The following is a 24,325-nucleotide window of genomic DNA, read 5'->3' on the forward strand; positions in this document are numbered from 1 at the left end:
CGGTTAAACCGAATGCTTGGCGGCGGCGCTCATCGTGCTGTTTTCCCGAGCAATAGTCAGGAACGGCGTAACCAGCTCCGGCCGCGCGCTGCCACGCCGCCAGGCCAGGCCGATATCCAGCGGTTCCAGCAAGTCCACCAGCTTGCGCGCTTCAATCAGGTTGCCTTCCAGCGACCAGGCGCGGTAGGCCATATCGGGCTGAATGGAAATCCCAATGCCGGCGGCAACCAGGCTGCGCACCGCTTCCGTCGAGGCGGTTTTCATCGCGATATCCGGCTTCAGGCCGGCGCGCGCCCAGATACGCTGCGCGTGCATATCCATTTCATCCACGTTGAGCTGGATCAGCGGCTGCTTGGCCACGTCCGCCAGGCTGATGCTTTCATGCTCCAGCAGCGGGTGCAGCGGCGGCAGCCACAGGCGATACGGCGAGTGCATCAGCACTTCGGTTTGCAAGGCGTCACGGTCTTCGATGTTGGACAGAATAAGCACGCCGATATCGATTTCACCGTTAACCAGCAGGTGCTCGATATATCGGCGCTCGTCTTCGATCACCCGCAGCGTGACGTTGGGGTAAGCGGACTGAAAGCGCTTTAACAGCTCCACCAGAAAATAGCCGGCCACCAGGCTGGTCACGCCGATAGTCAGCTTGCCGGTCAGGCTTTCCGTGCCCAGTTGCAGGCTGCGCCGGGCGTTGTCGACGGTCGCCAGGATCAAATAAGACTGGCGTAAAAACTGGTGGCCATGATGCGTCAGCTCCATGCCTTTGGCGTGACGATCGAACAGGCGGACACCGATATCGGTTTCCAACTGTTGGATCGCTTGCGTCAGCGAAGATTGGGAAACAAACACCGTTTGCGCCGCGGCAGAAATTGAGCCATTTTCAGCCACGGCAATGAAATGGCGGATCTGGCGTAACGTCATCATGGCAAGAACCTCAAACAAAACATACGGTTTGAGTATATGTATTTGCCTGCGGCCGATCGAGCAACCTGCGAAAAACGCGATAGCGTTCGCTTTTTCCGAATGATAACAGTGGGAAATAGCGAGTTTTGCAACGACTGCGGTTTGATTACACGGGCGGAGAAAGAAAAAATGCGCCACCAATAAGAAAGGCGCAGCACGCTGCGCCTTGATAAAAAGAAAGGGAGGCGGCCGCGCTGCACACCATTTAGCGGGTGCGCGGCCGCAATGGCGAAATTAGATCGCCTCTTCGTCCTGCTCGCCGGTGCGGATCCTTATCACCCGCGCCACGTCAAACACAAAGATTTTGCCATCGCCGATTTTACCGGTCTGGGCCGTCTGCATGATGGTTTCCACGCAGGTGTCCACGATATCGTCAGGCACGACGATTTCCACTTTCACCTTCGGCAGGAAGTCGACCATGTACTCGGCACCACGATACAATTCGGTGTGGCCTTTCTGGCGACCAAAGCCTTTCACTTCGGTGACGGTCATCCCGGTGATGCCGACTTCAGCCAGCGCTTCGCGGACGTCATCCAGTTTGAACGGCTTGATAATAGCGTCAATTTTCTTCATGGCGTTTCCTTAATTACCAATTTTTACGGCCAAAGCCGGATGTGATCGGATAGCGACGATCCTTGCCGAAGTTACGGGCAGTGATACGTGGCCCGACGGGGGCCTGACGGCGCTTGTATTCGTTAATGTCGACCAGGCGGATCACCTTGCGCACCGTGGCTTCGTCAAAGCCCTCGGCTACCAGATCGGCCACCGATTTATCAAGCTCCACGTAGCCGCCCAGGATCGCATCCAGGATATCGTACGGCGGCAGGCTGTCCTGATCGACTTGATCCGGCGCCAGCTCGGCGGATGGCGGACGATCGATCACCCGCTGCGGGATCACGTAAGAGACGGTATTACGGTATTCCGCTAGCTTGAACACCAGGGTTTTCGGCACATCTTTCAGCACGTCAAAGCCCCCGGCCATGTCGCCGTACAGCGTCGCATAACCTACCGCCATCTCGCTCTTGTTGCCGGTGGTCAGCACAATACTGCGCCGTTTATTGGACAGCGCCATCAACACCACCCCACGGCAACGCGCCTGCAGGTTTTCTTCTGTGGTGTCGCGTTCAGTGCCGGCAAACATCGGCGCAAGCTGGCCCATAAACGCGTCAAACATCGGCTCAATCGAGACGATATCGAAATCCACACCGAGGATCTCGGCTTCTTCTTTCGCATCGGCAATGCTGATATCTGCAGTGTAGCGGAACGGCATCATTAGCGCCTGAACCTTGTCTTTGCCCAACGCATCCACCGCAATGGCCAACGTCAGTGCGGAATCGATACCGCCGGACAGGCCGAGCACCGCTCCCTTGAAGCCGTTTTTGGTCACGTAGTCACGCACGGCCAGCACCAACGCCTGGTAGATTTGCGCCAGCGCCGGCAGCTCTGCCGCCGGTTCCGCCATCGGCAGCGGCGCCAGATCGTTGAATTGCAGCATCGTCACCTGTTCGGCGAACGCCGCCAACCGATGGGTCATATTGCCCGCGCCGTCAAACACTTTGGAGCCACCGTCAAAAATCAGCTCATCCTGGCCGCCAACCTGGTTCAGGTACACCAGCGGCAGCCCGGTGCGCTGGCAGTGGCCGGCCATCAGCGTTTTACGCACGTACGGTTTTTCACGGTTATACGGTGAAGCGTTGATGGACAGCAGGATCTCGGCCCCTGCCGCGCTGGCGGCGTCGACCGGTTCCGGGAACCACATGTCTTCGCAAATCAACAGCCCCAAGCGGTAGCCTTTCAATTCAACTACGCAGTTTTCCGTGCCTTCACGGAAATAGCGTTTCTCATCGAAAACGCCGTAGTTCGGCAGGCGCTGTTTAAAGTAGCGCGCCAGCAGTTTCCCTTCAGAGAACAGCGACAGCGCGTTATACAACGCCCCGTCTTCACGCCACGGGTGGCCGACCAGGATCCCCACTTCGCCGGACGCCTGCTGCAGCCGGGCCAGCTGTGCATCGCAGCGCTGGTAGAAATCGTCGCGATACAGCAGGTCTTCCGGCGGGTAGCCGGACAGCGCCAGTTCGGTGAACATAACCAGATCGGCTCCCGCCGCCTGCTGCTCCTGCACAATTTGCAACATACGTTCGGTGTTGCCTTCAATATCGCCCACCAGCAAATTCAGCTGGGCCAGAGCGATGGAAAGTGATCTGCTCATTGTTTCGATCTCGCTTAATACGATCCAAATTCACGACGAACGGTCATGCCGCAAAAAAAGAAACCGGAGTGTAAAACATTCCAGGCCATTTGTTGAGAACCCGCGTTACCGCAGGCCGGGCAAGAAAACATCATTCTTTGAAATCGTTCGCGTCCAATTCGTGGCGCGATAACAATTTATAGAATTCCGTACGGTTGCGGCCCGCCATGCGCGCCGCCTGGGTGACGTTCCCTTTGGTAATCTGCAGCAGCTTGCGCAGATAGTGTAATTCAAACTGATTGCGCGCTTCGACAAACGTCGGCAACGCGGTGTTTTCCCCCTCCAGCGCCTGCTCGACCAGCGCTTCGCCGATCACCGGCGCCGAAGTCAGCGCCACGCACTGTTCGATCACGTTGACCAGTTGGCGCACATTGCCCGGCCAGCTGGCGGTCATCAGCCGCTTCATCGCATCGGTAGAGAAACTGCGCACAAACGGCTTATGCCGGTTAGCGGCAACCCGCAACAGGTGGTTCGCCAACAGCGGAATGTCCTCCGCACGCTCGTTCAGCGCCGGGATTTTCAGGTTAACCACATTCAGGCGGTAGTAGAGATCTTCACGGAATTCGTTTTTCGCCATCGCCTTTTGCAGATCGCGGTGCGTGGCGGAAATAATGCGCACGTCGATGTCCAGATCGCGATTGCTACCCAGCGGGCGCACCTTGCGCTCCTGCAATACGCGCAGCAGCTTTACCTGCAGAGAAAGCGGCATATCGCCGATTTCATCCAGGAACAGCGTGCCGCCCGCCGCTGCCTGGAACAGCCCCTCACGGTTGCTCACCGCGCCGGTAAAGGCGCCTTTGGCATGACCGAACAGCTCCGATTCCAGCAGTTGCTCCGGCAGCGCACCGCAGTTGATGGCGATAAAGGCCTTGCCTGCGCGCGGGCTGGCGCCGTGGATTGCCTGGGCCAGCACCTCTTTGCCGGTGCCGCTTTGGCCATTGATCAACACGCTGACGTCAGACTGCGCCACCATTTTTGCCTGCTCCAGCAGGCGCAGCATAATCGGGCTGCGGGTGATGATATCTTCACGCCAGCTTTCATCGCCGGCCGGCGCGGCAAGCGCCAGCGCCTCGTCAATCGCCTTGTACAACGCATCGCGATCCACCGGCTTGGTGAGGAAACTGAACACCCCCTTTTGGGTGGCGGCGACCGCATCCGGGATCGAACCGTGGGCGGTCAGGATGATCACCGGCATCCCCGGCTGGTGCTTCTGGATTTCCGCAAACAGCGCCATGCCGTCCATTTCATCCATCCGCAGATCGCTTATCACCAGATCGATCTGCTCACGTGCCAGCAGGCGCAAGGCCTCCTGGCCGCTTTCGGCGGTGGTGACGTGAAAACCTTCACTGCTCAGGCGCATGCCCAGCAGCTTCAACAGGCTTGGATCATCGTCTACCAACAACAGGTTGGCCGGTTTACGTGCGGTCATTGCGCGTCAGACTCCTTGTTATCAGGCAGCGGCATCTCGCTATCTTCTGGCTCCACCGGCAGCGCCGTGCCCTTCTCCGGCATAGATTCCGGCGCTGCCTTTTTGGCTGGGGCGCTGCCCTTGCCGCTGTTATCCGGCCGGGTAGCATTTTCTGGAATGTCGCCCTGCAACTGTTTGCGCGAAGAAAGCCGCCGCTCAATATCAGTCAGGTTTTCCAGCTTGCGCGACGTTTCCTGCAGTTGCGTTTGCAGGCCTAGTTGGCTTTGGCGCAGCGCATCAATCTGGCTGTCGCTGCTTTCCTGCAACCGCTGATAGCGGGCTTTTTCATCGGCCAGCGCAATCTGCAATGCCTGCTGCTGGCTCCAGATCTGCAGCAACGGGCGCAGCGCATTCGGGAACTCCAGGCTGTAGCTGTTCACGCGCTCGGCCTGTTGCCGGCGCTCTGCCACCATGGGCTGTGCGGCGCCAAGCAGGATAGCTTGCTTGAAGGCGCCGTCCCAGTGGCCGTTTTCCACGGTTTTCGCCAGCGTGCGCGCCTGATTGGCGCTCAGGCTTTCCGCACATTCCATGGCGCGCAGCCAGTAAAGCGAATTCTCCAGCGTTTCCTGTTCATCGAGCTGCCACAGTGTGCCGCAGGCGGCAAGGCGAAAATCCACCACTTTGCTGTCCGGGATGGTTTCTTGTTGTTGCAGGGCCAGGCTGCCGCTCACGGCGCGCTCAGCGCAACCCGCCAACAGGAACGGCGCTAAAAAAAGCATTCCCCAGAAAGAAAGAGGATGTTTGTTGAGCAACGCTCCCTGCGTTGCTCGTTCACGCGTTATGCGACGTGGGCGTTTAAGCCATGTAGACATTTTTTATTCATTCTCGGCGGTTAATGGCAATTCAATACGGAAGCAGACGTCAGCGCCATCTACGCTGACCAACTGCAACTCTCCACGCATGCGGCGGATACAGTCCCGAGCAATGCTCAACCCCAGCCCACTTCCTTTTACCGCCCCTTTCCGCTGGTGACTCCCCTGGAAAAAAGGCTCAAAAATCATGGCTTGTTCGGACTCGGGAATCGGCGTACCGGTATTGGCGACATCGATCTGCACACGTTGCCCAACCCGGCGGCTGCGGATCCAAATGTTACCGGATTCCTTGCCGTAGTGCACCGCATTGGAATAGAGATTATCCAGCACACGCATTAATAGCGTAGGCTCTGCCCAGCAAATTTCCGCCGCGAGTTCCACCTCGGTTGCGATCAGTTTGGCGCGCGCAGGCAAACTGTGGGCGGCGACCACCGCCTCGACCAGGGCGGCCAGCGCGACCTTTTCATGTTCCGCCGGCCCATCGGCCATCTTGCGGTTATAGTCCAGCAACTGTTCGATCAGGCGTTGCAGATGGCGGCTGCTTTGATCGAGGATCGCCACCACTTCTTTTTGATCCGGCGTCAGCGAGCCGACCACTTCATCCGCCAGCAGCTCGGTGCCCTCGCGCATACTGGCCAATGGCGTTTTCAATTCATGCGAAATATGGCGCAAAAACTCATGGCGCTGTGATTCCAGCCACGCCAGGCGCTCACTCAACCAGATAATGCGCTGCGCCAGGGAACGCAGTTCACGCGGCCCCTTGAAGGTTGCGGTGGTGCCCAACGCCCGCCCTTCGCCAAGGCGGTTGATCATGCGTTCTACCGCCTTGACCGGGCCGATGATCATCCGGGTGAACAAGCCCACCAGCAACACGCTGACCAGAAACAGCAGCAGCGCCTGCCAGCCAAAGAACTGGCCGCGCTCGGCGATCGCCCGTTGCAACTGCTGGCCACGGGAAAATACCACCGTGCGCGTTGCCTGGACCATTTCAGCATTTGAGCGGGAGAAAGATTCCAGCAATTCAGAGGTATCGGCGTCGGGGCCGCTATTGTGGCATTTTATCGCCGCCAGTTGCGTCAGCAGGCCGCGCAACGTTTGATAATAGCGCTCGTCCGGCAGCACCGGCGCATGGGCATCTAACATTTGTGAATACTGCTTGCGCTGATTTTGGTAAAGCCGCGCCAGCGTTGGATCCACCAGCACGCAGTATTGGCGGTAGCTGCGTTCCATTTCCAGCGCCACGCTGGTCATCGCTTCACTGCGGCGCGCATCAACCAGCGTGGTGCGGTTAATGTCCGCCGCCTGCGCACTCAGGTGGTCCAGGCTCTGGTAGGCCTGATACGCCAGAACCAGTAATGGCAGCAATACCAGCAGGAAGGCCATCAATACCAGTTGGCGCAGCGAGCGCGGGGATATACGCCATTTTTTCAACGAAATCATCTCATGGTTTCTCTTCTGCTGTGATGCTAACCGAGTCGCCGGTAAGAAAAAAGCCCAGGTGGGAAGAATCCACTGATCCACGGCACCCTGCCAGGATAAGCGTTAAAAAAGCACCGATTTACCCACCTTGCAGCGGTATTTGGCGCCAAAGCAGCGTTGGCAGAAAGAATAGAGACGGCGGAAAGGGACGGCTTAGCGGATAAGGCAGAGAAGTGCGGGGCAACGCAGTGCCCCGCAGCAGGAATGCGTGGATGCTGTGTTTCGCCCCAGGCCGATATCACTACAAGTGACATCGTTATTGCTGCGCCAGGCAGCCAGGGCGGAGAGCATCCGGTTTTGATGAGAGCTTCACCAAAATTCAATACAGGCGGTGCCTCACTCCACGTGTCGCCCGATGCTTGATAAAGCGCTTGCGCGGCTGTTATCGGTTTGGTTGGACGATAGGCACCATTTCTTTGGCATCATTCTGGGCTTATGAGGTATGTTGCCGATCTATGCCGGACCATCATAAAAAGTTGAATGAGCAACTGGTGGGTATAATGCACGTGGCGTGCCAAACTTGCAAAATAAAAAATAACAAATTGAAAATAATAAGTTTTATTTTATAACATAGATAATTCATCGGGGAATGCCCGGCAAATGGCGTACGATAATTCGCTATACCGTCGCCAAAACCCGACATCCAAACACAGAAAATATAAAAATAATGTAAATCAATGGATTACATGTCACCTTTTAGCGACAAGCGAAATCAGGTTTGTCGCTAAAAACCGACAATGGCGGATATCAGGCACAACAATGCGGGTGGTCAACAAAACACGTTGGCCGCAGCAGCGGCCAACGTTACACAGGCGGATACTCGTCATACTTCAAGTTGGCTACGCCAGCACGCCCCGAAAGCAGAATGCTCTCTGCTCCCGGCCACTCACTGACGCGCCGCCCCGGCGCATGGTGAGAATGATTTACCTCAGCGCGATCACCCTAATTGCTTACGCGCATTGCGGAACATACGCATCCATGGGCTATCTTCACCCCATGAATCCGGGTGCCATGAGTTGCTGACCGTACGGAACACGCGTTCCGGGTGCGGCATCATCACGGTAGCGCGGCCGTTGGCGCTGGTCACCGCCGTGATCCCATTCGGCGAACCATTCGGGTTAGCTGGGTAAGTTTCGGTTACCTGGCCAGCGTTATCAACAAACCGCAGCGCCACCAGGCTGCTGCTTTCCAGCGCCGCCAGGTGCGCGGCATCACGCACTTCCACATGGCCTTCGCCGTGGGAAACCGCAATCGGCATCCGGGAACCGGCCATACCGTCCATAAACAGCGAGGGGCTTGCCGCCACTTCCACCAGGCTGAAACGCGCCTCAAAGCGCTCTGACAGGTTGCGGACAAAGCGCGGCCAATGCTCGGCACCTGGGATCAGTTCACGCAGGTTAGACATCATCTGGCAACCGTTACACACCCCTAATGCCAAGGTCTGCGGGCGGTGGAAGAAGGTTTCGAATTCATCGCGTACGCGCGCATTGAACAGGATAGACTTCGCCCAGCCCTCCCCAGCCCCCAGCACGTCACCGTAAGAGAACCCGCCGCAGGCCACCAGCGTGTGGAAATCTTCCAGGCCGATACGCCCGGCCAGCAGATCGCTCATGTGCACATCCACCGCATCGAAGCCGGCGCGGTGGAACGCCGCGGCCATTTCCACGTGCGAGTTGACGCCCTGCTCACGCAGCACGGCAACCTTCGGCCGCGCGCCGGTGGCGATATAAGGCGCGGCGACGTCTTCTTCCGGTGCGAAGGTCAGCTTCACGTTCAGGCCCGGATCGTTGTCGTCCTGCTTGGCCTGATGTTCCTGATCGGCGCACTCTGGGTTGTCACGCAGGCGCTGCATCTGCCAGGTGGTCTCTGCCCACCAGGTGCGCAGATGGGTACGGCTTTCGCTGTACACCGGCTTGCCGCCCTGGGTGATAACAAAGCGATCGCCCGCTTGCACGCGGCCAATCGGGTGTACGTTATCCACCAGGCCATGCTGAACAAACACCTGTTGCACCGCCGCGCGCTGTTCAGCCGTAACCTGGATCACTGCGCCCAGTTCTTCATTGAACAATGCCGCCAGCGCATCGCTGCCCAGCGCCTGAATATCCACTTCCACGCCGCAGTGGCCGGCAAAGGCCATTTCCGCCAGCGTGACCAGCAGGCCGCCGTCGGCGCGATCGTGATAGGCCAGCAGTGCACCGTCGGCCACCAACTGCTGCATGGCATTAAAGAAGCCCGCCAGTTGTTCGGCGCTGCGTACATCGGCCGGTTTGTCACCCAGTTGGCGATAAACCTGCGCCAGCGCCGTTGCCCCCAGTGCGTTGTGGCCGTTGCCCAAATCGATCAGCAGCAGTTCGGTGTCGCCTTTATCCGTACGCAGCTGCGGCGTCACGGTGCGGCGCACGTCTTCCACGCGGGCGAACGCGGTGATCACCAGCGACAGCGGCGAAATCATCTCGCGTTGTTCGTTACCTTCCTGCCAGCGGGTTTTCATCGACATGGAGTCTTTGCCCACCGGAATGGTAATGCCAAGCGCCGGGCACAGTTCTTCGCCCACCGCCTTCACGGCATCATACAGGCCGGCGTCTTCGCCCGGGTGGCCGGCTGCGGCCATCCAGTTGGCGGAAAGTTTCACGCGCTTCAGCGAGCCGATATCCGTTGCCGCCAGGTTGGTCAACGCTTCTCCCACCGCCAGGCGGCCGGAAGCGGCAAAATCCAACAGCGCCACCGGCGCACGTTCGCCGATCGACATCGCCTCGCCGTAATAGCTGTCCAGGCTGGCGGTGGTCACCGCGCAATCGGCCACCGGCACCTGCCAGGGGCCGACCATCTGATCGCGCGCCACCATACCGGTTACGGTACGGTCGCCGATGGTGATCAGGAAGGTCTTCTCGGCCACGGCCGGCAAATGCAGCACGCGTTTTACCGCATCGGCGAGAGTGATGCCAGCACGATCGATCGCTTCGCCAGGCGCAGGTAAGTGCGTCACATCGCGGGTCATCTTCGGCGTTTTGCCCAACAGCACGTCCAGCGGCATATCGATAGGCTTATTGCCAAAGTGGCGATCGCTCAACGACAGGTGCTGTTCTTCGGTGGCTTCGCCAATCACCGCATACGGCGCGCGCTCACGGCGACAGATTTCGTCGAACTGTGCCATCTGCTCCGGCGCTACCGCCAGTACGTAACGCTCCTGAGATTCGTTACACCACACTTCCAGCGGGCTCATGCCCGGCTCATCGTTAAGAATATCGCGCAGCTCAAAGCGGCCACCGCGGCCGCCGTCGCTCACCAGCTCCGGCATGGCGTTCGAAAGGCCGCCGGCGCCCACATCGTGGATAAACAGAATCGGGTTTGCCTGCCCCAGTTGCCAGCAGCGGTCGATCACTTCCTGGCAGCGGCGTTCCATTTCCGGGTTGTCGCGCTGCACCGAAGCAAAGTCCAGATCGGCGTCAGACTGGCCGGAAGCCATGGAAGAAGCCGCACCGCCGCCCAGGCCGATGTTCATCGCCGGGCCGCCCAGCACCACCAGCTTGGCGCCGACGGTGATTTCCCCTTTCTGCACGTGTTCGGCACGAATGTTGCCGATGCCGCCGGCCAGCATGATCGGTTTATGGTAACCGCGCAGCTCAACGCCGTTGTGGCTGTTGACCTGTTCTTCATAGGTGCGGAAGTAGCCCACCAGCGCCGGACGGCCGAATTCGTTATTAAACGCTGCGCCGCCCAGCGGGCCGTCGGTCATGATATCCAGCGCGGTCACAATGCGTGCCGGCTTGCCGAAATCCTGCTCCCACGGCTGTTCAAACCCCGGAATGCGCAGGTTGGAAACCGAGAACCCCACCAGGCCCGCTTTAGGCTTGGCGCCGCGCCCGGTAGCGCCTTCATCGCGGATCTCACCGCCGGAGCCGGTTGCCGCCCCTGGCCACGGCGAGATCGCCGTTGGGTGGTTGTGGGTTTCCACCTTCATCAGGATATGCGCATCTTCCTGATGATAATCATATTTGCCGTTTTCCGGCGCAGCGAAGAAACGCCCAACCGATGAGCCTTCCATCACCGCGGCATTGTCCTTATAGGCAGACAGCACGTAGTCGGGGGTTTTCTCGAAGGTGTTTTTGATCATTTTGAACAGCGATTTGGGCTGCTGTTCGCCGTCGATGATCCAATCGGCATTGAAAATTTTGTGGCGGCAGTGCTCGGAGTTGGCCTGCGCGAACATATACAGTTCGATGTCGGTCGGGTTGCGCCCCAGGCCGGTAAAGGCCTGCAGCAGATAGTCGATTTCATCCTGCGCCAACGCCAGCCCCAGCCGGACGTTGGCCTGCTCCAGCGCCGCATGCCCTTCACCCAACACGTCCACCGTCTGGTACGGCGCCGGTTGATGATGGGAAAACAGTTGCTCGGCCTGCTGCAAATCGCTGAATACGGTTTCCATCATGCGATCGTGCAGCAGCGCCGCCAGTTGCTGCCACTGGGCCGGCGCCAACTGCGGCGCCGTGACGTAAAACGCCAGGCCGCGCTCCAGGCGCACAACCTGCGCCAGGCCGCAGTTACGGGCAATATCGGTCGCTTTGGAAGACCACGGCGAAATGGTGCCGGGGCGCGGGGTCACCAGCAGCAGCCGCCCTTCAGGGGCGTGTTCGGCGAGAGAGGGGCCGTATTTGAGCAGGCGCTGCAGTTTGGCGTGCTCTTCAGCGCTTAGCGGCGCGCTGACATCGGCAAAGTGAACGTATTCGGCGTAAATATCACTAACCGGAAGTTGAGCGTCCTGAAAGCGGGACAGCAGTTTAGTAATACGAAAGGCCGACAAAGCGGGCGAACCACGCAGTATTTCCATAATCAAAGTTCTCTCGTCTTCGAAGCAACTGACTTCAGCACTTCATTGGGCGCAACAGGGGGAAAACGCGCGCCATTATAGAGAATCCACGCCGCAGACGAAACCGTTTGCGTGGCGATAATTAATAAAAGCACACCGGCCCGGCAAATTGTCATAACGTGTCAATAAAGTTGCACACTGGCGTTTTGTTGCGCAAAATGCCCCGACACTGTTGATTTAACCATAACAAATTTACGGTAGAAAACCAGCGGTGTTTATGTGTCACCAGCGGATAACTTTTTGAAACGTATAAAAATAAATTACATACTGATCGGTATTGTCGCCTTGCTCCTGGCGCTTGCCTTATGGCCCAATATTGCCTGGCGCAGTGGGCAGGGTGGGCAACTTGATGCCATCAAATCCCGTGGGGAACTACGGATTAGCACGTTAAATTCACCGGTCACCTACTTCTCGACCCCGCAAGGGCCGGGAGGGCTTGACTACGAGCTGGCAAAACGCTTTGCCGATTACCTGGGCGTGAAGTTGGTTGTGCAGGCGCACCAGAACATCAACGATCTGTTTGACGATCTGGACGACGGCGATGCCGATCTGCTGGCCGCCGGGCTGATCTACAACCAGGAGCGCATCAGCCGTGCGCGCACCGGCCCGGCTTATTACTCTGTTTCCCAGCAGTTAGTCTATCGCCTGGGCACGCCGCGGCCGAAAAGCTTTGCCGATATTAAAGGCCGGCTGGGGGTTGCTTCCGGCTCGGCGCATGCCAGCACGCTGAAACAGCTCAAGCAGGCCACCTTCCCGGCGCTCAGTTGGGAAGCAGCCAGCGACCAAACCTCAAAAGAGCTGCTCGAACAGGTTGCCGACAACAAGCTGGATTACACCGTGGGTGATTCGGTGACGATCGCCCTGCTGCAGCGCATCCATCCACAGTTGGCGGTGGCGTTCGACGTGACCGACGAAGAACCCGTCACCTGGTATTTCAAACGCACGAATGACGACAGCCTGTACGCGGCGATGCTCGATTTCTATAGCAAGATGGTGGAAGACGGCACGCTGGCAAAGCTGGAAGAAAAATACCTTGGCCACGTTGGCAGCTTTGATTATGTCGATACCAAGACGTTTCTCTCGGCGATCGATACCGTGCTGCCGAACTTCCGCACGCTGTTTGAACATTATGCCAATGAGATCGATTGGACGTTGCTGGCGGCGATCGCCTATCAGGAATCACACTGGAACCCGCAGGCCACCTCCCCTACCGGCGTACGCGGTCTGATGATGCTGACACGCGCCACGGCCGACGGGCTGGGGGTGAATAATCGCCTGGATCCGGAAGAAAGCATCCAGGGCGGCGCGCTCTACCTACAGCGCCTGATGGACAAGGTGCCGGACAGCGTGCCGGAAGATGAGCGTATCTGGTTTGCCTTGGCTGCCTATAACATGGGCTGGGGCCATATGCTGGATGCTCGCAAACTGACAAAAATGCAAAAAGGCAATCCGGACAGTTGGGTGGATGTAAAACAACGCCTGCCGATGCTCAGCCAGAAACGCTATTATCCGCATCTGACCTACGGCTACGCACGCGGGCGCGAGGCTTACTCCTACGTAGAGAATATCCGCCGCTATCACGTCAGCCTGGTAGGGTATCTGGTGGAAAAAGAAAAGAAAGCGGCAACGCAGAAGTATAGCTACCCGGCCGTTGCGCCGGAGCTGGCGCTCAATCAACAGCGGTGAGCCGCATGGCCCACGCTTATTGCTCGCCTTTCTCCGCGCGGCGCGCCAGCTTTAAGGCCTTTTGCTGCTCGCGGCGCTGGCGGAAGAACGCGCTCAGCATCCCCGCACAGTCATCGGCTAACACACCGGCGGTAATAGTCAGTTGGTGATTCATGCCAGGGTGGCGCAGGATATCCAGCAACGAACCGGCCGCGCCGGTTTTCATATCCGCCGCGCCGTAGACCAGGCGGCCGATGCGGCTGTGGATCATCGCGCCGGCGCACATAACGCACGGCTCTAGCGTCACGTACAGCGTGGCGTTCAGCAAACGGTAGTTTTGCAACACCGCCCCGCCCTGGCGCAGCGCCATAATTTCCGCATGGGCCGTTGGATCGTGGCGGCCAATCGGCCGGTTCCAGCCTTCGCCAATCACCTGGTTATCCAGCACCAGCAGCGCCCCGACCGGCACTTCGCCTTCCTCCTGCGCACGCAGGGCAAGCCGCAATGCCTGGCGCATCCAGTATTCATCATTATATTCGGTCATGGCGTGGCTCCTCGGGCGCTTTTGCGGCGGGCATTATACACACCCGGCAGGGCCCGGCAATGCTGCGTGAGTGCCCGCAGTCATCATTAGGCTACGCCGCCAGAAACAACAAGGGCGGAAATCCGCCCTTTTTTCATTCCAACTGCTGCAGTTCCCCCTTCTTGCTCACCCGCCAACGGTGTTCGCAAAAAAACAGCAGCGGGTTGTCCTGCTTGCTGTCGCTGTAGCCGCTGTACAGCTTGAGCGGCGCGCCCAGCCGTTGTTCCAACTGCACCACTTTCTGCACGCCAAGACAGCGCATTGCCAGCACCCAGCCGCCGTGGCGGCGCGCCATCTGGCTGCCCACTAGCCGCACCCCGGGCAGAAAAGCCGAATCGCGATAGACCTGCTCCACCAGGCGCTCTGGCGAGCCGGTGATCAACCACACCTGGGCATCGTGTGATTCAAGGTATTGCCGCAGGCGCAGCTGCACCACGGGAAAAGCGGTGACCTTCGCGCGGAACTCGCTGACGAACTGCTGCTCCAGCGCTTTCAACCGGGCTTCGCGACGGCCGAAGGTGATGGCCCACAGCAGCACGCTCATCGGCCAGCGCGCCGCGCGCCCCATCACCAGCATGGCCAGCCCGACGATTGGCAACAGCGGCACCACCAACAGCAAGTTCAATGGCATATTACGCAGCAAAAAGCGCAGAAAGCTGCCGAACATGTCTTCCTGATGCAACGTACCGTCCAGATCGAAAAAGACGACGCGGTAACCTTCTATGGCCTCCTGGCCCTGTTGGTCATTCAAACCTGACTCCTTTGGAGGGTAAACCCAGCATTCGGGCAAACATGCGCCCAGCGGCTATCGTAATCACCCCGCCGGGCAGAGACAACTAAGGCCGCACTCCGGATACCGGCACGGCCCCAACGCCGGCCATCAGAGCTGCGGGCCTAACGCCGCACGCAAATAGCCCTGGTGCTGGCGCAGGCGCCGCTGCGCTTCTGCTGCGTCAACGCCGGCCAGTATCATCAGGATAGCTGGTTTTACCTCAAACCCCGTTTGCGCCAGCGCCGCCTGCGCCGCGCTACGTTCCGCGCCGGTGGCTTCGACGACGATACGGCAGGCGCGATCCACCAGCTTTTCATTGGTGGCTTTCACATCCACCATCAGGTTCTGATACACCTTGCCCAGTTTGACCATCGCGCCGGTTGAGATCATATTCAACACCAGCTTTTGCGCAGTGCCGGACTTCATGCGCGTGGAGCCGGTCAGCGCTTCGGGGCCGACCACCGGGGAAATGGCCACCTGCGCTTCTTTTGCTATCGGCGAACCGGGATTGCAGGAAATAGCCGCCGTCGGGCAGCCCAACTGGCGCGCATAGCGCAATGCGCCGATCACATACGGCGTGCGCCCGGAAGCGGCCAGGCCAATCACCATATCGGTGGCGGCCAGGTTTAACGCCCGCAGGTCTTCTTCGCCCAAGGCGGCATTATCTTCCGCCCCTTCCACCGCTTTCAGCAACGCACCCGGCCCGCCGGCGATCAGCCCCACCACCATGCCATGCGGCACGCCAAAGGTCGGTGGGCATTCCGAAGCGTCCAGTACTCCCAGGCGGCCGCTGGTGCCCGCCCCCAGGTAGATTAAGCGCCCGCCGGCCTGCAGCGCCGCCGCGGCCAGATCCACCGCCTGCGCGATCGCCGGCAATACCTGCGCCACTGCCTCCGGCACGTTGTGATCTTCCCGGTTAAAGCAGGCTACCATCTCCAGCGTGCTCATCTCATCAAGCGCCATGGTCGCCGGATTGCGGGTTTCTGATACTAAAGCCCCTAAATCCATCTCATCACCTTTTCGATTCTCTAATTGATTAATTTTTGAATACTTTATGCAACAAAGCGAGCGCTATTTGCTATTTTAAATGCGTACGCACGGAAAAATTTAACGTTTTTTGACTGCCAGCCCCCCGCTGGCTCAATGGAAAGGATTCAATGAATACCTTACTGCGCATTCGCCAACTGTACCCAACGTTGGCGCAGAACGATCGCAAACTGGCGGACTTTCTTTTGCACAATACCGAGCAGGTTTGCCATATCAGTTCGCAAAAGCTGGCCGATCTCATCGGAGTGAGCCAGTCAGCGGTGGTGAAATTCGCCCAAAAAATGGGCTACAAAGGCTTCCCGGCGCTGAAACTGGCGCTCAATGAAACCCTGGCCCATGCGCCGGCAGAAACGGTGGTGCCGGTGCACAACCAGATCCTCAGCAGTGACGCGCTGAAGACCGTGGGTGAAAAACTGCTGGCCGAAAAGCAGGCGGCGCTGCGTGCTACGCTTGATATCAACAGTGAGGATCGCCTGGCGCAAGCGCTGGAGATGCTGCGCCAGGCGCGGCGCATTATCCTGGTGGGCGTGGGCGCCTCCAGCCTGGTGGCCAAGGATTTTTGCTTCAAGCTGCTTAAAATCGGGGTGATGGCCACCGCCGAAGCAGATACCCACGTGCAGTTGGCCGCGGTGCAGGCGATGGAAAAACAGGATTTGCTGGTGGCGATTTCATTCAGCGGTGCGCGGCGGGAAGTGAATCTGGCAGCGGAAGAGGCGCGCCTTGCCGGCGCCAGCGTGCTGGCGTTGACCAGCTTTACCCCCAACGCCCTGCAGCAGCGGGCCGATCACTGCCTGTATACCATCGCCGAAGAGCCCAATACCCGCAGCGCAGCGATCTCTTCCAGCACGGCGCAGTTCGCGCTGACCGATCTGCTCTTCATGGCGCTGATCCAGCACGATCCCGATCACGCGCGCGATCGCATCCGCCACAGCGAACAATTGATGAAAAAATTGGTGTAACGCGTATAATCTGCGCTCCGAAAAGTTCCCCCTGTAAATAAATGAGAGATTGACCATGGCCCTGCTAATCACACGTAAATGCATCAACTGCGATATGTGCGAACCAGAGTGCCCTAATCAGGCCATCTCAATGGGGGACAATATTTACCAGATAGATAGCGACCGCTGCACGGAATGCGTCGGCCATTATGATACCCCGACCTGCCAGCAGGTTTGCCCTATCGATAACACCATCATTACCGATCCGCAGCGGGTGGAAAGCCAGGAACAGCTGTGGGAAAAGTTCGTGGTGCTGCACCACGCCGACCGGCTATAAACCCGCGGCCGGCGCAGTTTCGCAAAGCCCTACGTTTAGCCTTCGATAATCACCGTCGCGCAGGCGTAGCGGCGTTCATCCGCCAGTGATACATGAATCGACGTGATGCCCATTTGCTGCGCCAGCTCCGCGGCGCGCGCGTGCAGGCGAATGTTGGGTTTACCGAGCGCGTCGTTGAACACCTCGAACTGATTGAAGGCCAGGCCATTGCGGATGCCGGTGCCGAACGCTTTCGCCGCCGCTTCCTTGACCGCAAAACGCTTGGCTAAAAAGCGCACCGGCTGCTGATGTTGCAGAAACAGCGCCCACTCCGCCTGATTGAGCACGCGCCGCGCCAGACGATCGCCGCTGCGCGCCACCACGGCTTCGATGCGCGCGATTTCAACGATGTCGGTGCCCAGCCCCAGCACAGCCATCAGCGGCGGGCTTCCCGCATCAGTTGCTTCATCTGCGCCACCGCAACCGGCAGACCACTCATTACCGCCTGGCCGATAATCGCGTGGCCGATATTCAGCTCATGCATTTCCGGCAGCGCGGCGATCGGCTGCACGTTATGGTAGGTCAGGCCATGGCCGGCATTCACTTTCAGCCCTTTGCTGGCGGCGTAGCGCGCCGCTTCAACAATGCGCGTCAGTTCAGCCTGGGTGGCCTGTTCGCCCTGCGCATCGGCATAGGCACCGGTGTGGATTTCGATAAACGGCGCGCCGACGGCGACCGCAGCATCAATCTGGCGCGCGTCAGGATCGATAAACAAAGAAACCGCAATCCCCGCCTGCGCCAGGCGTGCCACGGCCACCGCCATTTTATCCAACTGGCCGGCGACATCCAGGCCGCCCTCGGTAGTGACCTCTTCGCGTTTTTCCGGCACCAGGCAGCAGAAGTGCGGCTTAAGCTCAACGGCAATCGCCACCATTTCATCCGTCACCGCCATTTCCAGATTCATGCGCGTCTGGATAGTTTGGCGCAGCAGGCGCACGTCGCGATCGGTGATATGACGGCGGTCTTCACGCAGGTGCACCGTAATGCCGTCCGCGCCTGCCTGCTCGGCAATAAATGCCGCCTGAACCGGATCCGGGTATTGGGTTCCGCGCGCGTTACGTAACGTGGCGATATGATCGATGTTAACGCCGAGCAATAAATCAGCCATGACAACCTTCTAAATAACAATGACAAAGTACAGGCAGTTTACACGCTGGCGGAAAACGGCAAAAGCAGAAAGCGACTAGGCGTCGTCGACCGGCGGTGGGGAGGCTTTGCGCACGAACTGGCGAAACAGCTCGCGGCTTTTCAACGGCTTGCCGCCCAGGTAGGGTTTCAGCGCGATGCGGGTAAAGCGTTTGGCGGCGCGCAGCGTCGCCGCGTCAGGAAACTGGCGCTGCGCTAGCGCCCGCAGCTCGCGGCCGGTGAAGCTGTAGTGATCCACCACCAGGCTGGCGATAAAGCCCTTTTCTTCGCGGTAGCGGTAGGTCATGCCGTCATCGACAGGCTGACCGCTGCCGGCGCAGTGCAGGAAATCAACGCCATACCCCAGGTGATGCAACAGCGCCAACTCAAACTGGCGCAGGGCGTGCTCCGGCGAACTGTCCTCGCCGGCCAGCGCCTGCAAACACTGCAGGTAATCGAAAAACAGCACTGAGTAGTTGGCTTCCTGCTCCAGCACGCGCGACAACAGCTCGTTCACATACAGGCCGCTGTAGAGCATCATGCCGCTGAGCGGTAAACCAAGAGAGACGGCCTCTGCGCCGCGCAGCGTTTTGATTTCGCCGCGCCCGCCCCAGCGCACCAGCAGCGGCGTAAAGGGCTGCAGCGAGCCCTTCAGATTGGAACGGCGGCTGCGCGCGCCTTTGGCCAGTAAACGCACCCGGCCATGCCCTTCCGTGAACAGATCCAGCATCAGGCTGGTTTCACTGTACGGCCGCCCATGCAGGACGAAAGCGCGCTCCCAGCCATCCATGATGGGTTACTTCAGATCGTCAACATAGCCCAGGCTACGCAATGCGCGTTCGTCATCAGCCCAGCCGGATTTCACTTTCACCCACAGCTCCAGATGCACTTTGGCTTCGAACATCTGTTCCATATCCTGGCGCGCTTCAATACCGATGGTTTTGATCTTGCTGCCTTTATTGCCGATCACCATTTTCTTCTGGCCTTCACGCTCAACCAGAATCAGGCCGTGCACGTCATAGCCGCCGCGATCGTTGGCGACAAACTGCTCGATCTCGACCGTTACGGAATAAGGCAGCTCTTCACCGAGGAAACGCATCAGTTTTTCACGAATGATTTCCGAAGCCATAAAGCGCTGGGAACGATCGGTGATGTAGTCGTCCGGGAAGTGGTGCTCCGCTTCCGGCAGCTGTTTGCGCACGATAGCGGCGATGGTGTCCACGTTCATGCCTTTTTCCGCAGAGATTGGCACGACATCGAGGAAATTCATCTGCTGGCTGAGAAACGCAATATGCGGCAACAGCTTGCCTTTATCGGTGACGTTATCAACTTTGTTGATCGCCAATAGCACCGGGCATTTCAGGCTGCGCAGCTTGTTGAGCACCATGTCATCGTCGTCGGTCCAGTTGGTGCCTTCCACCACGAAGATCACCAGTTCAACGTCGCCGATGGAGCTGCTCGCCGCACGGTTCATCAGCCGGTTGATGGCGCGCTTTTCTTCGATGTGCAGCCCGGGGGTATCCACGTAGATGGCCTGGTAAGGCCCATCGGTATCGATGCCCATGATACGGTGGCGCGTGGTTTGCGGCTTACGCGACGTAATGGAGACTTTTTGCCCCAACAGTTGGTTCAGCAACGTGGACTTGCCCACGTTCGGCCGGCCAACGATCGCGATAAACCCGCAGTATTGCTTCTCTTCGCTCATTCAAGCTCCAGCTTTTTCAGCGCCTGTTCCGCCGCGGCCTGTTCGGCTTTGCGACGGCTTGAACCCGTACCTACTACGGGCTCGCTTAAACCACTCACCTGGCAATGGATAGTAAATTCCTGATCGTGCGCCTCACCACGGACTTGCACCACCAGATAAGCCGGTAATGGCAGATGCCGGCCCTGCAGGAACTCCTGCAAACGGGTTTTCGGGTCTTTCTGCTTATCACCGGGGCTGATTTCATCCAGCCGGCTGCGATACCAGTCCAGGATCAACCGCTCAACGGTTTGAATATCGCTGTCCAAAAATACGCCGCCGATCAGCGCTTCTACCGTATCGGCCAGGATAGATTCACGGCGAAAACCACCGCTTTTTAATTCCCCCGGCCCCAGGCGTAAACATTCACCCAGATCGAATTCTCGCGCCATTTCCGCCAGCGTATTACCACGCACCAGCGTCGCACGCATTCTGCTCATGTCCCCTTCGTCAACCCGGGGGAAACGATGATAGAGCGCATTGGCGATGACAAAACTGAGGATGGAGTCGCCCAGAAACTCAAGACGTTCATTGTGCTTGCTGCTGGCACTGCGGTGAGTCAACGCTTGCAGCAAAAGCTCGTGCTGTTGAAAAGTATAGCCCAGCTTCCGCTGCAGCCTGTTAATTACGATGGGGTTCATGAGTTACCAATAGATATAATGCGTCAAAAACTTTGCAGCATACGGAACAGGCCTGAGCCGAGCAGAAAGCCAATCCAAAGCTGTTTCGTTTGCAGTGGCTCCCGCAGAAGCCAACTTTTTATCATGCGTGAACTATTCTACAACGAGTGGAAATATAATGCTGCGTTTATATATACCCAAAATAACGTGCGTTGCCCCAAGAATGAACAAGGAAAGCCAATGCACCTGCAACCAGGGAGCTTCCCCCGGCAACAGCTTATTGCCCTAGCCTGCGAATAAAACCCCGGCGCTTATTTTAAATAATGCGCCGGGGTTAATCTGCAGGTTAAAGAGGATATACGCGCTTAATGAATTCCACCGATACGGCTAAACCTTACGCCGGTAGGCCATTCACCTTCTTGTTTTTCAAAACTCATCCAGATTGCCGTGGCTTTACCCACCAGATTTTTCTCCGGCACAAAGCCCCAGTAACGGCTGTCGGCGCTGTTATCGCGGTTATCACCCATCATAAAATAATGGCCCGCCGGCACCACCCACTCCGCCAGTTGCTGCCCGGGCTGCTGGTAATAAGCGCCGATCTGATCCTGAACGCCCGGTACCGCCAGAATGCGGTGGGTAACGTCGCCCAGCGTTTCCTGGCGCTCACGCAGGCGGATGCCCCCCTGTGGAACGGCATCGTTGGTCGGGATCTGATAAAAACCGTTGCTGGCTTCGCCCATGCCGCTGCGGCTGAACATCTGCACAAAGTCACTGGGCTGCGCATTGCTGTAGGTGACTGCCACTGCGGTATCGCAAGACTGCCCGCTATTGCAGGAAGGCTGCACCGTCACACGTTTGTTGACCGGATCATAAGTGACGCGATCGCCCGGCAGGCCGACCACGCGCTTAATATAGTCGAGCTTGGGATCAAGCGGATATTTAAATACGGCGATATCGCCGCGTTTCGGGTGGCCGGTTGGAATCAGCGTGGTCTGGGTAATGGGATCTTTAATACCGTAGGCAAATTTCTCCACCAGAATAAAATCGCCAATCAGCAGCGTCGGCATCATTGAACCGGACGGGATCTGGAAAGGTTCATAAATAAATGAACGCACCACAAATACCAGCAACAACACCGGGAACACCGATGCGCCGGTTTCAACCCAACCCGGCTGCCTGGCGGCCTTCGCCAACGTGTTGTCGTCTACCACGCCCGCAGTCTGTGCATTCAGCGCCGCGATTTTCTCGCGCCGCGCCGGCGCCCATTTAAAGCGCTCGAAGCACCAGATGATCCCGGTCACCAACGTTGCGACCGCCAGGATCAGGGCAAACATATTCGCCATGCAAACTCCCTCGTTACGTAAGCCTTCCGCTTACTTACCGTCTTTACCAACATGCAGGATTGCCAAGAAGGCTTCTTGCGGCAGCTCAACGTTACCGACCTGCTTCATGCGTTTCTTACCGTCTTTCTGTTTCTGCAGCAGCTTTTTCTTACGGCTGACGTCGCCGCCGTAGCACTTGGCCAGCACGTTTTTACGCAGCTGTTTCACCGTGGAACGGGCGATAACCTGGTTACCGATAGCCGCCTGGATCGCGATATCAAACTGCTGGCGCGGGATCAGATCTTTCATCTTCTCCACCAGCTCACGCCCGCGGTAGTTCGCGTTATCGCGGTGGGTGATCAGCGCCAGCGCATCCACGCGATCGCCGTTGATCAGCACGTCAACCCGCACCATGTCCGAAGCCTGGAAACGTTTGAAGTTGTAATCCAACGATGCATAGCCGCGCGACGTTGACTTCAGGCGGTCAAAGAAATCGAGCACCACTTCCGCCATGGGGATTTCATACGTCAGCGCCACCTGGTTACCATGGTAAACCATGTTGGTCTGCACACCACGCTTTTCCACACACAGCGTGATGACGTTGCCCAGGTATTCCTGCGGCACCAGAATATGGCACTCGGCAATCGGCTCGCGCAGCTCTTCAATGTTATTCAGCGGCGGCAGTTTGGAGGGGCTATCGACATAGACAGTCTCTTTGCTGGTGGTCTGCACTTCGTACACCACCGTCGGCGCCGTGGTGATCAGTTCCAGATCGTATTCGCGCTCCAGGCGTTCCTGGATGATTTCCATGTGCAGCAGGCCAAGGAAGCCACAGCGGAAGCCGAAGCCCAGCGCCGTCGAGCTTTCCGGCTCATAGAACAGGGAAGCATCGTTAAGGCTCAGCTTGCCGAGCGCATCGCGGAAGCTTTCGTAATCGTCAGAGCTGATCGGGAACAGGCCGGCATACACCTGCGGCTTCACTTTCTTAAAACCTGGCAGGGCTTTTTCCGCCGGCTGACGGGCCAACGTGAGGGTATCGCCCACCGGCGCGCCGAGGATGTCTTTGATCGCACAGACCAGCCAACCCACTTCACCGCAGTTCAGAATGTTGCGGTCTACCTGTTTCGGGGTAAAGATGCCCAAACGGTCGGCGTTGTACACCTGGCCGGTGCTCATCACCTTGATTTTGTCGCCTTTGCGCAGCGTGCCGTTTTTTATCCGCACCAGCGAAACCACGCCCAGGTAGTTATCGAACCAGGAGTCGATGATTAGCGCCTGCAACGGCGCATCGGCGTCGCCTTCCGGTGGCGGAATATCACGCACCAGGCGTTCCAGCACTTCGGGCACGCCCACGCCGGTTTTCGCCGAACAACGCACGGCGTCGGTGGCATCGATACCAACGATATCTTCAATTTCCTGCGCTGCGCGTTCTGGATCGGCCGCCGGCAGGTCGATCTTGTTCAGCACCGGCACAACTTCCAGATCCATTTCGATCGCCGTGTAACAGTTGGCCAGCGTCTGGGCCTCAACGCCCTGCCCGGCATCCACCACCAGCAACGCGCCTTCACAAGCCGCCAGCGAGCGGGAAACCTCGTAAGAGAAGTCAACGTGGCCCGGGGTATCAATGAAGTTCAGTTGGTAGATCTGGCCGTCTTGCGCTTTATAGTCCAGCGTAACGCTCTGTGCCTTGATAGTGATGCCGCGTTCACGCTCCAGGTCCATAGAGTCAAGGACCTGCGCAGCCATTTCACGGTCGGTCAGGCCGCCGCAAATCTGGATAATACGGTCGGACAGCGTCGACTTACCGTGGTCAATATGGGCAATAATGGAAAAGTTTCTTATGTGCTTCATTTAATTAATTTTATCTCTAATTAAGCGCTTAAGTTTTAATTTGGTGGACACAGTCATGGACACAAACCCAAAACCACCCACATAGCATGGGGCGCATCTTACACTGTATATGCGCTGCGTGAAAGGCAGTGAGGGCTCGCTGTTTGTAAGGTTGGGTAACCCTAAACCTGGCAATCGGTTCAGTGAAACACGCTATTATGCAGGCTTCAGTGTGTTACATGCCGCGCAGGGTTATGAAAGCAGATGTTAAAACGCCAGGCGCCCCCTTTGCCGAATAAAACATCACGTTAATCCTCGGCCCACCCTCTGCTAAACCATTAACGACGATCGCGCCATAAACCCTTTCCTAAAAATTTAAAAAATAATATTGAGATCAATGTATTAGATTTTAATATCGCCGTTCCGCTTTAGGAAAAAACCCATATACGCTACCGCGGCGCCCAGTTAG

General features: G+C 58.0%; 20 protein-coding genes. 3 read left to right on the forward strand and 17 right to left on the reverse strand.

Features of this window, described 5'->3' with window-relative positions:
* Positions 1–3 precede the first annotated feature (3 nt).
* The 7 genes from ABFX35_RS17585 to purL form a co-directional block, all read right to left on the reverse strand.
* Positions 4–924 carry a LysR substrate-binding domain-containing protein gene (locus tag ABFX35_RS17585; RefSeq protein ID WP_095849081.1) on the reverse strand — a complete coding sequence of 307 codons (921 nt, stop codon included), beginning with the start codon at positions 922–924 and terminating at the stop codon, positions 4–6.
* 273 nt (positions 925–1,197) lie between these two features.
* The gene (gene glnB / locus ABFX35_RS17590) at positions 1,198–1,536 is read right to left on the reverse strand and encodes a nitrogen regulatory protein P-II (RefSeq protein WP_095847582.1); all 339 of its coding nucleotides are present in this window, start codon (positions 1,534–1,536) and stop codon (positions 1,198–1,200) included.
* A gap of 13 nt (positions 1,537–1,549) precedes the next feature.
* The gene (locus tag ABFX35_RS17595; RefSeq protein WP_346082319.1) at positions 1,550–3,172 is read right to left on the reverse strand and encodes an NAD+ synthase; all 1,623 of its coding nucleotides are present in this window, start codon (positions 3,170–3,172) and stop codon (positions 1,550–1,552) included.
* A gap of 130 nt (positions 3,173–3,302) precedes the next feature.
* A complete protein-coding gene (gene glrR / locus ABFX35_RS17600) occupies positions 3,303–4,640 on the reverse strand; it encodes a two-component system response regulator GlrR (RefSeq protein ID WP_095847580.1) in 1,338 nt (445 codons plus the stop codon).
* Positions 4,637–5,491 (reverse strand): two-component system QseEF-associated lipoprotein QseG, encoded by an 855-nt coding sequence (qseG, locus tag ABFX35_RS17605; protein WP_346082320.1) that lies wholly within the window; start codon positions 5,489–5,491, stop codon positions 4,637–4,639. The genes glrR and qseG overlap by 4 nt, the downstream gene beginning before the upstream one ends.
* A gap of 3 nt (positions 5,492–5,494) precedes the next feature.
* Positions 5,495–6,931, reverse strand: a complete 1,437-nt coding sequence (locus ABFX35_RS17610) for a sensor histidine kinase (protein WP_346082321.1) — start codon at positions 6,929–6,931, stop codon at positions 5,495–5,497.
* A gap of 976 nt (positions 6,932–7,907) precedes the next feature.
* Entirely contained in the window at positions 7,908–11,798 is a 3,891-nt protein-coding gene (gene purL, locus ABFX35_RS17615; protein ID WP_346082322.1) for a phosphoribosylformylglycinamidine synthase, read from the reverse strand.
* A gap of 279 nt (positions 11,799–12,077) precedes the next feature.
* Here purL and mltF point away from each other — a divergent pair, with 279 nt between their 5' ends.
* Positions 12,078–13,523 (forward strand): membrane-bound lytic murein transglycosylase MltF, encoded by a 1,446-nt coding sequence (mltF, locus tag ABFX35_RS17620; RefSeq protein ID WP_346082323.1) that lies wholly within the window; start codon positions 12,078–12,080, stop codon positions 13,521–13,523.
* 16 nt (positions 13,524–13,539) lie between these two features.
* Here mltF and tadA read toward each other — a convergent pair whose 3' ends face one another.
* The 3 genes from tadA to murQ all read right to left on the reverse strand — a co-directional run bounded on the left by tadA (position 13,540) and on the right by murQ (position 15,865).
* Positions 13,540–14,046 carry a tRNA adenosine(34) deaminase TadA gene (tadA, locus tag ABFX35_RS17625; RefSeq protein WP_346082324.1) on the reverse strand — a complete coding sequence of 169 codons (507 nt, stop codon included), beginning with the start codon at positions 14,044–14,046 and terminating at the stop codon, positions 13,540–13,542.
* 133 nt (positions 14,047–14,179) lie between these two features.
* Complete coding sequence (gene yfhb / locus ABFX35_RS17630) at positions 14,180–14,836, reverse strand: phosphatidylglycerophosphatase C (protein WP_279023820.1); 657 nt, start codon at positions 14,834–14,836, stop codon at positions 14,180–14,182.
* 129 nt (positions 14,837–14,965) lie between these two features.
* Positions 14,966–15,865 carry an N-acetylmuramic acid 6-phosphate etherase gene (gene murQ, locus ABFX35_RS17635; protein WP_346082325.1) on the reverse strand — a complete coding sequence of 300 codons (900 nt, stop codon included), beginning with the start codon at positions 15,863–15,865 and terminating at the stop codon, positions 14,966–14,968.
* A gap of 149 nt (positions 15,866–16,014) precedes the next feature.
* Here murQ and ABFX35_RS17640 point away from each other — a divergent pair, with 149 nt between their 5' ends.
* Both ABFX35_RS17640 and ABFX35_RS17645 read left to right on the forward strand, forming a co-directional pair.
* Positions 16,015–16,863, forward strand: a complete 849-nt coding sequence (locus ABFX35_RS17640) for a MurR/RpiR family transcriptional regulator (RefSeq protein ID WP_095847572.1) — start codon at positions 16,015–16,017, stop codon at positions 16,861–16,863.
* 55 nt (positions 16,864–16,918) lie between these two features.
* On the forward strand, positions 16,919–17,179 hold the full coding sequence (locus tag ABFX35_RS17645) for a YfhL family 4Fe-4S dicluster ferredoxin (RefSeq protein ID WP_346082326.1): 261 nt from the start codon (positions 16,919–16,921) through the stop codon (positions 17,177–17,179).
* A 35-nt stretch (positions 17,180–17,214) separates the two neighbouring features.
* Here the strand turns inward: ABFX35_RS17645 and acpS are convergent, their stop codons facing one another.
* The 7 genes from acpS to lepA all read right to left on the reverse strand — a co-directional run bounded on the left by acpS (position 17,215) and on the right by lepA (position 23,877).
* Positions 17,215–17,595, reverse strand: a complete 381-nt coding sequence (gene acpS, locus ABFX35_RS17650; protein WP_095847569.1) for a holo-ACP synthase — start codon at positions 17,593–17,595, stop codon at positions 17,215–17,217.
* Entirely contained in the window at positions 17,595–18,326 is a 732-nt protein-coding gene (gene pdxJ / locus ABFX35_RS17655; protein WP_279023812.1) for a pyridoxine 5'-phosphate synthase, read from the reverse strand. The genes acpS and pdxJ overlap by 1 nt, the downstream gene beginning before the upstream one ends.
* A gap of 75 nt (positions 18,327–18,401) precedes the next feature.
* The gene (recO, locus tag ABFX35_RS17660; protein ID WP_279023810.1) at positions 18,402–19,133 is read right to left on the reverse strand and encodes a DNA repair protein RecO; all 732 of its coding nucleotides are present in this window, start codon (positions 19,131–19,133) and stop codon (positions 18,402–18,404) included.
* A 6-nt stretch (positions 19,134–19,139) separates the two neighbouring features.
* Positions 19,140–20,048: a GTPase Era gene (gene era / locus ABFX35_RS17665; RefSeq protein WP_279023809.1), complete on the reverse strand. Its 909-nt coding sequence runs from the start codon at positions 20,046–20,048 to the stop codon at positions 19,140–19,142.
* On the reverse strand, positions 20,045–20,725 hold the full coding sequence (gene rnc / locus ABFX35_RS17670; protein WP_095847565.1) for a ribonuclease III: 681 nt from the start codon (positions 20,723–20,725) through the stop codon (positions 20,045–20,047). The genes era and rnc overlap by 4 nt, the downstream gene beginning before the upstream one ends.
* A gap of 344 nt (positions 20,726–21,069) precedes the next feature.
* A complete protein-coding gene (lepB, locus tag ABFX35_RS17675; protein ID WP_279023806.1) occupies positions 21,070–22,047 on the reverse strand; it encodes a signal peptidase I in 978 nt (325 codons plus the stop codon).
* A 30-nt stretch (positions 22,048–22,077) separates the two neighbouring features.
* Positions 22,078–23,877 (reverse strand): translation elongation factor 4, encoded by a 1,800-nt coding sequence (gene lepA / locus ABFX35_RS17680; RefSeq protein ID WP_279023804.1) that lies wholly within the window; start codon positions 23,875–23,877, stop codon positions 22,078–22,080.
* Positions 23,878–24,325 lie beyond the last annotated feature (448 nt).

Source organism: Gibbsiella dentisursi (genome assembly GCF_039539505.1).
Taxonomy (GTDB): Bacteria; Pseudomonadota; Gammaproteobacteria; order Enterobacterales; family Enterobacteriaceae; genus Gibbsiella; species Gibbsiella quercinecans.